9 protein-coding genes are annotated in these 11,873 nt (G+C 72.8%); 3 read left to right on the top strand and 6 right to left on the bottom strand.

Annotation, left to right across the window (positions count from 1 at the left end):
- Window positions 1-1,238: 1,238 nt before the first annotated feature.
- From uvrC to rsgA, 4 genes are all read right to left on the bottom strand, one after another.
- Window positions 1,239-3,179 carry an excinuclease ABC subunit UvrC gene (uvrC, locus tag ABZ783_RS36985; RefSeq protein WP_357447759.1) on the bottom strand — a complete coding sequence of 647 codons (1,941 nt, stop codon included), beginning with the start codon at window positions 3,177-3,179 and terminating at the stop codon, window positions 1,239-1,241.
- An 87-nt stretch (window positions 3,180-3,266) separates the two neighbouring features.
- Window positions 3,267-3,755, bottom strand: a complete 489-nt coding sequence (locus tag ABZ783_RS36980; protein WP_357447756.1) for a Rieske (2Fe-2S) protein — start codon at window positions 3,753-3,755, stop codon at window positions 3,267-3,269.
- A gap of 195 nt (window positions 3,756-3,950) precedes the next feature.
- Window positions 3,951-6,893: an excinuclease ABC subunit UvrA gene (gene uvrA, locus ABZ783_RS36975; RefSeq protein WP_357447753.1), complete on the bottom strand. Its 2,943-nt coding sequence runs from the start codon at window positions 6,891-6,893 to the stop codon at window positions 3,951-3,953.
- A 205-nt stretch (window positions 6,894-7,098) separates the two neighbouring features.
- Window positions 7,099-8,178, bottom strand: a complete 1,080-nt coding sequence (gene rsgA, locus ABZ783_RS36970; RefSeq protein WP_357447750.1) for a ribosome small subunit-dependent GTPase A — start codon at window positions 8,176-8,178, stop codon at window positions 7,099-7,101.
- A 368-nt stretch (window positions 8,179-8,546) separates the two neighbouring features.
- On the opposite strand from rsgA, the gene ABZ783_RS36965 reads away from it, so the two are divergent.
- Complete coding sequence (locus tag ABZ783_RS36965; RefSeq protein ID WP_357447747.1) at window positions 8,547-9,266, top strand: maleylpyruvate isomerase family mycothiol-dependent enzyme; 720 nt, start codon at window positions 8,547-8,549, stop codon at window positions 9,264-9,266.
- Between the two features lie 7 nt (window positions 9,267-9,273).
- The gene (locus ABZ783_RS36960) at window positions 9,274-9,927 is read left to right on the top strand and encodes an MBL fold metallo-hydrolase (protein ID WP_357447744.1); all 654 of its coding nucleotides are present in this window, start codon (window positions 9,274-9,276) and stop codon (window positions 9,925-9,927) included.
- Between the two features lie 63 nt (window positions 9,928-9,990).
- Here ABZ783_RS36960 and ABZ783_RS36955 read toward each other — a convergent pair whose 3' ends face one another.
- Both ABZ783_RS36955 and ABZ783_RS36950 read right to left on the bottom strand, forming a co-directional pair.
- Complete coding sequence (locus ABZ783_RS36955; RefSeq protein WP_357447741.1) at window positions 9,991-10,614, bottom strand: VTT domain-containing protein; 624 nt, start codon at window positions 10,612-10,614, stop codon at window positions 9,991-9,993.
- 100 nt (window positions 10,615-10,714) lie between these two features.
- On the bottom strand, window positions 10,715-11,389 hold the full coding sequence (locus tag ABZ783_RS36950; RefSeq protein ID WP_357447738.1) for a 50S ribosomal protein L11 methyltransferase: 675 nt from the start codon (window positions 11,387-11,389) through the stop codon (window positions 10,715-10,717).
- 179 nt (window positions 11,390-11,568) lie between these two features.
- Here ABZ783_RS36950 and ABZ783_RS36945 point away from each other — a divergent pair, with 179 nt between their 5' ends.
- Window positions 11,569-11,772, top strand: coding sequence for a cold-shock protein (locus ABZ783_RS36945; protein WP_073833810.1), 204 nt, complete (start codon window positions 11,569-11,571; stop codon window positions 11,770-11,772).
- Window positions 11,773-11,873 lie beyond the last annotated feature (101 nt).

Below are 11,873 nucleotides of genomic sequence, written 5' to 3'. Positions count from 1 at the left end.
GATGGCGGGTCCGGCGATGCCACCGGCGGTGGCGGCGATGCCGGCAGTGGTCAGCAGGGTCTTACGCAGGATGGTGTTGGTACGCATGATGATCAAAGCCTTTCGGTCGGGGGAACGGCACACACACGCGAAAGGGGGGTGCGCGGGCGCCGCGTGAAAGGGAAAGTCAGAAGGGGGAATCTGCCCGGCGGCCACAGCGGGGGGCCTGCACGGGGCGTTCCGGGTGTAACGACCGGGGGTCGGGGATCATTCCACCCGGGCTCTCCCGGGGGCCTGGCCGAGGCCTCGCGGCCTGCTCGGCGGTCCGGGGGATGTAACGACCGGGGACCGGGGATCATTCCACCCGGCTTCCCGGGGACCGGCTGGCGGATCCGGAGGGGATCTGCTGTGCGGCCCGGGGATGTAACCACGGCCGGCCGCCGATCATTCCGCCGCAGCCAGGGCCACCCTCAGGGGGTCGCAGATCCGGCGCGGTCAGCCATGTACAACGCCCCCGGCCCTAGCCTGATTCCCCCGAGCCCACCCCCGCCACCGGACAGCCACGCCCGAACCGGACACCACGTCCAGCCCGACCCCAACCCAGACAGCCCATCCCGCGCAGGCCGGACCGAACGGGTGTCGACGGACCTCCGGCACGAAACGGTCGAGGGCCACACGCACACTCGACCCTCACCCACCGTCACATCCCGCCGTGAACCAGACCCACCCGCACCCTGCTTTGCTCTGCAGCCACATACGCAACACTCACCGAACGTGGCAAGCTGCGTATCTGGCTGCAGAGCAAAGCGAGGACGGGGACAATCCCCCTTTGCGAAGGCGGCGGAGGAAACACCTGCTCAGCCCCCTCTCCGATGGCTGGCATGCGTAGTCGTCAAGAACGCCTCCCGGTTACCGTGCGTGCTCAAGGCCGAATCAGCCGGCCGTCACGTTCCGTCAAACCACTTCGATGGCAGGCGGGGCGATGGTGACGCCCCGCACGTCGTCGCCCGCACACCCTCGTGACGGCCAGACCGGGCACATGCGCAGGTTCGGGCAGCACGCGCGAGACCCGGACCTTGGAGACTTCCGCTCGGGCGGAGGGCAAAGCCGCCAAGAGGCACAGCGAGAGAGGGCCCAAACCCCGGTCAGGGGCGGCCGGTGCGCGCGGAAAGGCTCGGCAGGGCCTCGCGCTGACTCAGCGCTGACCGGCGCGGCACCGATTCTCCAAAGACCTGGGACGCGCGGCGGGCTGGGGCGAGTCAGGGGGTGGGAGTCGGCTTGGCGCCTTCGTCGAGGGCGGCCAGGATCGCCTCCGCCGTCCGCTTCCCCACCCCGGGCACCTCGGTGATCTCTTCGACCGTGGCGGCGGAGAGGCGCTTGAGCGAGCCGAAGTGGCGCAGGAGGGCCTTCCGGCGTACCTCGCCCAGGCCGGGGATGTTGTCGAGCGCCGACTCAGTCATCCGCTTCGAGCGCCGCTGCCGGTGGAAGGTGATGGCGAACCGGTGCGCCTCATCACGGACACGTTGCAGCAGGTAGAGCGCCTCCGAGGTGCGCGGGAGGATGACCGGGAACTCGTCGTCGGGCAGCCAGACCTCCTCCAGCCGCTTGGCCAGTCCGCAGAGCGCCACGTCGTCGATGCCCAGCTCGGCGAGCGCCTGCGCGGCCGCGGCCACCTGTGGCGCGCCGCCGTCGACCACGACCAGTTGAGGCGGGTACGCGAACCGGCGCGGACGCCCGGTGGTGGGATCGATGCCGGGCCGGTCCGGATCGCCGGCGGTCTCCTCGCCGATCTCCCCGGTCTCGGCGCGCGCGTCGAGGTAGCGGGCGAAACGCCGGCGGAGCACTTCGGACATCGCGGAGAGGTCGTCGCTGGCACCCCGGATGATGAACCGCCGGTACTCGCTCTTGCGGGGCAGCCCGTCCTCGAAAACGACCATGCTGGCGACCACGTCGGTGCCCTGGATCTGCGAGACGTCGAAGCACTCGATGCGCAGCGGCGATGTCCGCATGCCGAGCGTCTCGGCGATCTCGTCGAGGGCCTTGCTGCGGGTGGTCAGGTCGCCGGCCCGCTTGAGCTTGTGCCGGGCGAGCGCGTCCTTGGCGTTGCGTTCCACGGTCTCCAGCAGCGACCGCTTGTCGCCTCGCTGTGGGACCCGCAACGACACCCGGCTGCCCCGGCGCGTGGAGAGCCAGTCGGCGAGCGCGTCCACGTCGCTGGGCAGCTCCGGAACCAGCAGCTCGCGGGGGACGTCCGCCTCGCCCTGCTCGCCGCCGTAGACCTGGGTGCAGAAGTGGTGCACCAGATCGCCGGTGCTCAGGTCTTCGGTCTTCTCCACCACCCAGCCGCGCTGGCCGCGTACCCGGCCGTCGCGGATGTGGAAGACCTGAACCGCGGCCTCGAGCGGGTCGTCGGCGAAGGCCACCACGTCGGCGTCGGTGCCGTCGCCGAGCACCACCGTCTGCTTCTCCATGGCCCGGCGCAGCGCGGCCAGGTCGTCACGCAGCCGGGCGGCCCGCTCGAACTCGAGCTCCTCGCTGGCCTCCTGCATCTCCCGTTCGAGCCGCCGGACCATGGTGTCGGTGCGGCCGGCCATGAAGTCGCAGAAGCCGTTGACGATCTCCCGGTGCCGCTCGGCGGTGACGCTGCCGACGCAGGGCGCGGAGCACTTACCGATGTAGCCCAGCAGGCAGGGGCGGCCGACCTGGCCGGCCCGCTTGAACACGCCGGAGGAGCAGGTCCGCGCCGGGAAGACCCGGAGCAGCAGGTCCAGCGTCTCGCGGATCGCCCAGGCGTGCGAGTACGGCCCGAAGTAGCGGACCCCCTTGCGCTTGGCGCCGCGCATCACCTGCAGCCGCGGATACTCCTCGTCCAGGGTCACCGCCAGGTACGGGTACGACTTGTCGTCGCGGTAGCGGACGTTGAACCTCGGGTCGTACTGCTTGATCCAGGTGTATTCCTGCTGAAGCGCCTCGACCTCGGTGGCGACGGTGATCCAGTCCACCGACTCGGCGGTGAAGACCATCTGCCGGGTGCGCTGGTGCAGGTTGACCGGGTCGGCGAAGTAGGAGTTGAGCCGGCTGCGCAGGCTTCGCGCCTTGCCGACGTAGATCACCCGGCCGGTGCCGTCACGAAAGCGGTAGACCCCTGGCGACTCCGGGATGGTGCCGGGTGCGGGACGATAGGTCGAGGGGTCAGCCACGCCGCAAGCCTAGTCCGCACCCCCGACACCCCACCGCCGCCACGCGTCCCCCACCCGGACCTGCGGGCGGGGGACGCCGCCGAGCACTCAGGCGAGGGTGATCTGGTCGCCGGTGACCTTGATGTTCTTCGGGGCCAGGGGCCGGGTGGCCGGGCCCTGCTTCACCGATCCGTCCACGATCGAGAACCTGCTGTTGTGGCAGGTGCAGTTGATGGTGCCGCCGTCGACGTTCGACACCGGGCAGCCCTGGTGCGTGCAGATCGGGTCGAAGCCCTTGAACTGCCCCGGCTCCGGCTGGGTGATCACGACGCCCTTGCTGGCGAACACCGCGCCGCCGCCGACCGGGATGTCGGTGGTCCGGGTCAGCGGACCGATGCTGTCCCGGTTACCGCCCCCGGCGTCGCCGGCGCCGGTCGCACCCGGGCCGCCGCTGGTCGGCGCCGGGGTCCCCGAACCCGAGCCCTCGTTTTCGCCGCAGGCGGCGAGCACCACTGCCGCGCCGACCGCGCCGGCGCCCGCCAGCAGGGCCCGGCGCGTCTGCGTACCCGGCTCGGTTCCCACCTGATCGTCACTCATGTCCGGCCTCTCTCTCGACTGCCGCCACCCATCATGATTCGTGTCCATTTCTGGACACGGATGACTGTGCCGCGCGGTTCATACGAGCGCGTCACGAAATGGGTACCGAAACCCAGAACGCCCCGGCTCCACCCAACTGCGCGGACGGGCCGTGCGGCGGGCCGGCGGGTGCGCCGGGCCGCCGCAGCGCTCGGCTCAGCGGGCTCCGGCTGGCACCTTACGGGCACGTGACCTGGCGGTGCCGTTGGCCCGCGCCGCCCGGGTGGTGGCCGCCGTGGCGCCCTTGGCCTCGCCGTCGAGCTTGAGCATCGGACGCAGGAACTGGCCGGTGTGGCTCTCCGGCACCTCGGCGACCTCCTCAGGCGTGCCGGTGGCGAGCACCGTGCCGCCCCGGTGACCGCCCTCGGGGCCCATGTCGATGATCCAGTCGGCCGTCTTGATCACGTCGAGGTTGTGCTCGATGGTGATCACGGTGTTGCCCTTGTCGACCAGACCCTCCAGCACCATCAGCAGCTTGCGGATGTCCTCGAAGTGCAGGCCGGTGGTGGGCTCGTCCAGCACGTAGACGGTCCGGCCGGTGGAGCGCTTCTGCAGTTCCGAGGCGAGCTTGACGCGCTGCGCCTCACCGCCGGAGAGCGTCGGGGCGGGCTGGCCCAGCCGGACGTACCCGAGACCCACGTCGACCAGGGTCCTGAGGTGCCGGTGGATGGCCGGGATGGCGGAGAAGAACTCGGCCGCCTCCTCGATCGGCATGTCCAGCACCTCGGCGACCGTCTTGCCCTTGTAGTGCACCTCGAGAGTCTCCCGGTTGTACCGGGCGCCCTTGCACACCTCGCAGGGGACGTAGACGTCCGGGAGGAAGTTCATCTCGATCTTGATCGTGCCGTCGCCGGAGCACGCCTCGCAGCGGCCGCCCTTGACGTTGAACGAGAACCGGCCCGGCCCGTACCCCCGGACCTTGGCCTCGGTGGTCTCGGCGAACAGCTTGCGGATGTGGTCCCAGACGCCGGTGTAGGTGGCCGGGTTGGACCGCGGCGTGCGCCCGATCGGCGACTGGTCGACGCCCACCACCTTGTCCACGTGCTCCAGGCCGCTGATCCGGGTGTGCCGGCCGGGGACCAGCCGGGCGCCGTTGATCTGGTTGGCCAGGACCGCGTACAGGATGTCGTTGACCAGCGTGGACTTGCCCGAGCCGCTGACCCCGGTGACCGCGATGAGCTGGCCGAGCGGGAAGTTCACCGTGAGGTTGCGCAGATTGTGCTCGCGCGCCCCGTGCACCACCAGCTCGCGACCGGGGGTCTGCGGCCGGCGGTGGCCCGGCGTCGGGATCACCTTCCGCCCGGACAGGTACGCCCCGGTGACCGACTCCGCGTTTTCCAGCAGCGCCGGCACCGACCCGCTGTGCACGATCTTGCCGCCGTGCTCGCCGGCGCCCGGGCCGATGTCGACAATCCAGTCGGCGACCCGGATGGTGTCCTCGTCGTGCTCCACCACGATCAGCGTGTTGCCCAGCCCGCGCAGCCGCAGCAGGGTCTCGATCAGCCGGTGGTTGTCCCGCTGGTGCAGGCCGATGGACGGCTCGTCCAGCACGTAGAGGACGCCGACCAGGCCGGACCCGATCTGGGTGGCGAGCCGGATGCGCTGCGCCTCACCGCCGGACAGGGTGCCCGCCGGGCGGTCCAGGGAGAGGTAGTCCAGCCCGACGTCGAGCAGGAACTTCAGCCGGGCGTTGATCTCCTTGAGCACCCGCTCGGCGATCATCTTCTGCCGGTCGGTGAGCTCGATGCCGGCCAGCAGGTCGGCCGCCTCGCCGACGGAGAGGTTGCAGACCTCGGCGATGCTCTTGCCCGCCAGGGTGACCGCGAGCACCTCCGGCTTGAGCCGGGCGCCCCCGCAGGCCGCGCAGGGCACGTCCCGCATGTAGCCCTCGTACTTCTCCCGCGACCACTCCGAGTCGGTGTCGGTGTGCCGGCGCTCGATCCACTGCACCACACCTTCGAAGCCGGTGTAGTAGGAGCGCTCGCGGCCGTACTTGTTGCGGTAGCGGACGTGCACCTGGTCGTCGGCGCCGTGCAGGATCGTCTTCTGCGCCCGGGACGGCAGCGCCCGCCACGGCGTGTCGATGTCGAAGTGCTCGGCCTCGCCGAGGGCCTCCAGCAGGCGGAGGAAGTATTCCAGGTTGTGCCCGGTCGACCAGGGCTGGATCGCGCCCTCGCGCAGGGTGCGTTCCGGGTCGGGGATCACCAGCTCCGGGTCGACCTCCTTCTTGGTGCCGAGACCGGTGCACTCGGGACAGGCGCCGTACGGGGCGTTGAAGGAGAAGACCCGGGGCTCCAGGTCCTCGATCGCGAGCGGATGGTCGTTGGGGCAGGCCAGGTGCTCGGAGTAGCGGCGCTCCCGGGCCGGGTCGTCCTCGGGCAGGTCGACGAAGTCGAGCAGCACGAGGCCGCCGGAGAGGCCGAGCGCCGCCTCGACCGAGTCGGTCAGCCGCTGCTTGGCGCTGGCCTTGACGCTGAGCCGGTCGATGACCACCTCGATGGTGTGCTTCTCCTGCTTCTTGAGCTTGGGCGGCTCGGTCAGCGGGTGCACCACGCCGTCGACCCGGGCCCGGGCGTAGCCCTTGGCCTGCAGCTCGGCGAAGAGGTCGACGTACTCGCCCTTGCGGCCGCGCACCACCGGGGCGAGCACCATGAACCGGGTGCCCTCGGCCATGCCGAGCACCCGGTCGACGATCTGCTGCGGGGTCTGCCGGGAGATCCGCTCGCCGCAGATCGGGCAGTGCGGCTCGCCGATGCGGGCGAACAGCAGCCGGAGGTAGTCGTAGACCTCGGTGATGGTGCCGACGGTGGAACGCGGGTTGCGCGAGGTGGACTTCTGGTCGATGGAGACCGCGGGGCTGAGCCCCTCGATGAAGTCGACGTCGGGCTTGTCCATCTGGCCGAGGAACTGCCGGGCGTACGACGACAGTGACTCCACGTAGCGGCGCTGGCCCTCGGCGAAGATGGTGTCGAACGCCAGGCTCGACTTGCCCGACCCGGAGAGGCCGGTGAAGACGATCAGGGCGTCCCGGGGCAGGTCGAGACTGACGTCACGGAGGTTGTGCTCGCGCGCGCCACGGATGATCAGTCGGTCGGCCACGGTGCGTGTGCTCCCGGAGAAAGAATGTGAGGCGGATCTGTCCGCTCGGAGCGTGGTCTGAGCGGTTTTTCGAGGTTGTCGAGGCGCAGGGAAGACGCCCGAGCAACTCTAGCCCCGAGGTACGACAACTTTCGTCGTGCGCACATTCCCCCAGGTCGGCCCGGTCGCGCCGGCTCCGACCGGGCCGGCGCGACCGGTGCTCGACTCAGTATCCGCCGGGCGACGGCGGCGACGCCGGGCGCGCCGTGCGCCGCCGCTCGCCCCGCCAGCTTCCCCGCCGCTCGGCGGCCAGCCGGGTCTGCCGGCGCCGGCTCTCGTACGCCACCTCCCGCTGGAGCCGGCGCCAGCTCTCCCAGCGCCGGACGGACAGCTCGCCGCTCTCCAGCGCCGCCCGCACCGCGCAGGCCGGCTCGGCCTCGTGTGCGCAGTCGGCGTAGCGGCAGCCGGCGGCGAGCTCGGCGATGTCCGCGAAGGCCCGGTCCAGCCCGGCCGAGCCGTCCAGCAGGCCGACCGCCCGGACGCCCGGGGTGTCCAGCACCGCGCCCCCGCCGGGGATCGGCACCAGCGCCCGCCAGGTGGTGGTGTGCCGGCCCTTGCCGTCCACCCGGCGGATCGCCTGGGTCCGCATCACGTCCGCCCCGGCGAGCGCGTTGACCAGGCTCGACTTGCCCGCGCCGGAGGGCCCGAGCAGCCCGAGCGTCCGCCCCGGCGCGACGTACCGGCGCAGCGGGCCCAGCCCGGCGCCGCGTTCGGCGCTGACCGGCAGCACCGGCACCCCGGGTGCGACGGCTTCGAGCTGCCGGGCGACCGCCGCCGGGTCGGCGGCCAGGTCCGTCTTGGTGAGTACGAGCAGCGGCTCGGCCCCGGACTCGTGGGCCAGGGAGAGCAGCCGCTCGATCCGCGCGGTGTCCGGCTCGGGGTGCACCGGTTCGACCACCGCGGCGGCGTCCAGGTTGGCGGCGAGCACCTGGCCGCTGGCGTCCTTGCCGGCGGTACGGCGGACCAGCGCGGTGCGGCGGGGCAGCACCGTCTCGACGGTCACCGGCCCGTCCGGCCAGGTGGCCAGCAGCACCCAGTCACCGGCGCAGGGCAGTGCGGCCAGGTCGCGGGCGGCGGCGGCCAGCACCGCGCCGCCCAGGCTGGCCCGAACCGGGCCCTCCGCGCAGAGCACGGTGCAGATCCCCCGGTCGACCCGGGCCACCCGGCCCGGACGGTGGTCGGTGCGCCGTCGTACGTGTGCCGCCCAGTCGGCGTCCCAGCCGAGAGCGGTCAGATCGAGTGTCATGGTGTCCTCATCGGTGTCGAGGGGGTTCATGGCGGAACACGCGTGCTAGGACCGGCATGCTCACCACCTCCGTCCCGACTCCCGGTGCCGCGTTCTGCGACGACTTCAGCTCGGCCGGCGCCCGTAATTCGGCCTGCGCGCCGCCAGGCGGCGCTCCGGACCGAATGAAGGCCGCTCTGACGCCGCGCCGCGACCTGAAGCCGTCGGGCAGACGGTAAGGGCGCGGGCCGACGCGCCGAAAGCGATTTCCCCGACGACGCGGCGGCGCCCGACCGTTAGGGTCGGTTCGTGAGCGAGCGCAGCGAGCGAACCATGAGGCTCTGTGGCAGGGCGCCTCGCGCCGCCGGGGAGCGAACCGAGGTGGCGCCGTGAGCAACGATCCGCTGCTGTTGACCGGCGAGGTGGCCGACGCCACCGCCCGGTTGCTGCGTACCGTGGCCGCCTTCGACGCCGCGGACGTCGCCGCCGCCTCGCTGCTGCCGCGCTGGACCCGCGGGCATGTGCTGACCCACCTGGCCCGCAACGCCGACGGCTTCGTCAACCTGCTCACCGCCGCCCGCACCGGCGAGGCCGTCCCGATGTACGCCAGCCCGGCGGCCCGGGTCGCCGACATCGAGGCCGGCGCCGTCCGGCCGCCGGCGGCCCACCTGGAGGACCTGCGCCGGTCCGCGGACCGGTTCGCGGCGGCGGTCGCCGCCATGCCGCCCGAGGCGTGGACCGCGACGGTGCGGACACCGCGCGGCCCCCGGCTGGCCGCCCTGCTGGTCTGGGGCCGGCTGCGCGAGGTGGAGGTGCACCACGTGGATCTGGCCGCCGGCTACCGGCCCGCGGACTGGCCGGAGGCGTTCAGCCACCGGCTGCTGCACGAGGTCGCCACCGACCTGGCCGACCGGGCCGCCGCACCCGCGATGGTGCTGCGCTTCCCCGGCAGCGGCTGCCACGAGTTGGGCATCGGCGACCCGGCCGGCGCGCCCACGGTCTCCGGCGCCGCGCCGGACCTCGCCGCCTGGCTGATCGGCCGCACCGCGGGCGAGGTGCTCACCGTCACCCCCGACGGTCCCCTGCCGAACCCACCGGAATGGATATAGCTGTCCCATGACCTACACCGGAGACGTCACGCCCGGCGGCGAGCCGGCCGTCCGCGAGCTCGACCGGCTCACCATCACCAAGGTGTCGGTGGGTCCGATGGACAACAACGCCTACCTGCTGCGCTGCCGGGACACCGGCGAGCAGCTGCTGATCGACGCCGCGAACGAGGCGCCGCGCCTGCTCGACCTGGTCGGCGACGGCGGGCTCACCGCGGTGGTCACCACGCACCGGCACATGGACCACTGGGTGGCCCTGGAGGAGGTGGTCGCCAAGACCGGGGCCCGCCCGCTGGTGCACGCCGACGACGCCGAGGGGCTGCCGATCCCCGCCGAGCCGCTCCGCGAGGGCGACACCGTCGCGGTCGGTGGCTGCGGCCTGCAGGTGATCCACCTCAAGGGCCACACCCCGGGCTCGATCGCGCTGCTCTACCGCGACCCGTCCGGCATCCCGCACCTGTTCACCGGCGACAGCCTCTTCCCGGGCGGCGTCGGCAACACGGACCGGGACCCGGAGCGGTTCGGGCAGCTCATCGACGACGTCGAGCACAAGCTGTTCGACCGGCTGCCGGACGAGACCTGGTTCTACCCGGGGCACGGCAAGGACAGCACGCTGGGCGCCGAGCGCCCTGCCCTGCCGCAGTGGCGGGCCCGCGGCTGGTGAGCCGCCCGTCGGCGCCGGCCCGGCGGGTCGGCGCCGACGGCGTCAGGTTTCCGGCCGGCCCACTCAGGACGCCGCGCCCGCGCCGGTCACCGCGCGGAGCCGGCGCCGGGTGCCGAGCAGCACCGGAGCGGCGAGCAGCAGGCCGACCGCCATGGTGAGCACCGTCGGGTTCGGCACCCCGGGCAGCAGCCCGGCCAGCGCCCGGGCGGTGATGCCCAGCGCCACGTAGGCGCCGGCCCAGAGCGTCGCACCGAGCGCCGCGCAGGCCACGAACCTCCGGTACGGCATCCGCAGTCCGCCGGCGGCCAGCGGCAGCAACGCGTTGAACACCGGCAGGAACGGGGCGACCAGCACCATCCGGCCGCCGCCGCGGTGCAGGAGCGCCTCGGCGGCCACCCAGCGCGACTCACCGATCCAGTCACCCAGCCGGCTGCGGCGCAGCCGCTCGCCCCAGCGCCGCCCGGCCAGGAAGCTCAGCGACCAGCCGGCGAGGCAGCCGGCCACCACCGCCGCCAGGGTGGCCAGCCCGGTCGCCGGCCGGCCCGCGCCGACCGCGGCGAGCACCGCGGCGTCGCCGGGCACCAGCACCCCGATCAGGGGTACGGCGTCGGCGAGCATGACCATGCCCAGCATCCCCATCAGCAGGGTGGTGGGCAGCTCCCCGACCTGGGCCAGCAGATCCGTCATGCCGCGTACGCTATGGCCCCCGCTAGGGGCGCACATCCGGCCGGATCCCCCACCCTCCCCTGATTTCGGCTCGGGGTCGCCCCGAACCGGCCCGCACCGGTCATCGGGGACGCAGCACCTGCACCCGGCGTACCGGGGAGTCGACCGAGGGCTCGGTGGTCGGCACCGGGTAGCTGGCGACCACCTCCAGCCGGTCCGGCGGCAGGTGTCCCCGGTCGGGGTCGCCGACCAGCACCTGGACACCCCGGTCGGCGGCCCGCTGCAGGAACGGCAGCACCCGCTCGGCCAGCGCGGCGTCGTAGAGGATGTCCCCGGCCAGCAGCAGGTCGGTGCGGACGGTGCCGTCCAGCAGGTCGCCGGCGGTGGCGGCCACGGCCACCCGGTTGGCCCGGGCGTTGACCGTGACGGCGGCGACCGCATACGGGTCGACGTCGTTGGCGACCACCCGCGCCGCCCCGGCGAGCGCGGCGGCGATGGCCACCAGCCCGGACCCGGCGGCCAGGTCGAGCACCCGCCGGCCGGCGGCCAGCTCGGGATGGTCGAGCAGGTGGCGGGCCAGCGCCTGGCCGCCGGCCCAGACCGAGGCCCAGTACGGGGGCGGCAGCGGCTGTCCGGCGGCCGCCTCCATCCGGGCCCACCAGAGGATCGCGTCCTCGGCGACGTGCAGCCGTACCTCGGGCACGAACGGCGTGGCGACCAGCTGCAGCCGGTCCAGGCCGCCGCCGGGCGCGGCGATCTCCCGTTCCAGGTCGGCCAGCGCGGTCTGTGCCCTCATCGGGCCAAGCATGCCGGGTGCTGACTCCACTCGGAGGGATTTTTCCGCTCGACGCGTATTCGCGAGGCACGCCGGCACTTCCGCCAGCAGATCCCGGTTCGGCCGGTTACTGTCGGGAAGGTACTAGGGCGATCATCGGCCGCGGCCGGTGCTCACCCGCTTTGAACAGGGAGAGACGCATGGCAACCGGCACGGTCAAGTGGTTCAACTCGGAAAAGGGCTTCGGCTTCATCGAGCAGGACGGCGGGGGTCCGGACGTGTTCGTCCACTACTCGGCCATCCAGAGCAGCGGCTACCGCGAGCTGCAGGAGGGTCAGAAGGTCGAGTTCGAGGTGACCCAGGGGCAGAAGGGCCCGCAGGCGGACAACGTCCACCCGATGTAGTTTCGTGCCGGCGGGGGGGGGGGGGGGGGGGCCGCCGCGCCCCCCCCCCCCCCCCCCCCCCCCCCCCCCCGCCCGGCCCGCCCCCCCCCCCCCCCCCCCGG

Origin of the sequence: Micromonospora sp. NPDC047738 (assembly GCF_040642675.1) — a bacterium.
GTDB lineage: Bacteria > Actinomycetota > Actinomycetes > Mycobacteriales > Micromonosporaceae > Micromonospora.
The sequence above is the reverse complement of the archived record's forward strand: the minus strand, read 5'-3'. Positions and strand labels throughout refer to the sequence as shown.

What these genes read in the sequence shown, in the direction of transcription:
- ABZ783_RS36945 (WP_073833810.1), top strand. Translation starts at nt 11,569, where the DNA reads ATGGCAACCGGCACGGTCAAGTGGTTCAACTCGGAAAAGGGCTTCGGC.
- rsgA (WP_357447750.1), bottom strand. Translation starts at nt 8,178, where the DNA reads ATGACACTCGATCTGACCGCTCTCGGCTGGGACGCCGACTGGGCGGCA.
- ABZ783_RS36980 (WP_357447756.1), bottom strand. Translation starts at nt 3,755, where the DNA reads ATGAGTGACGATCAGGTGGGAACCGAGCCGGGTACGCAGACGCGCCGG.
- ABZ783_RS36950 (WP_357447738.1), bottom strand. Translation starts at nt 11,389, where the DNA reads ATGAGGGCACAGACCGCGCTGGCCGACCTGGAACGGGAGATCGCCGCG.
- ABZ783_RS36955 (WP_357447741.1), bottom strand. Translation starts at nt 10,614, where the DNA reads ATGACGGATCTGCTGGCCCAGGTCGGGGAGCTGCCCACCACCCTGCTG.
- ABZ783_RS36960 (WP_357447744.1), top strand. Translation starts at nt 9,274, where the DNA reads ATGACCTACACCGGAGACGTCACGCCCGGCGGCGAGCCGGCCGTCCGC.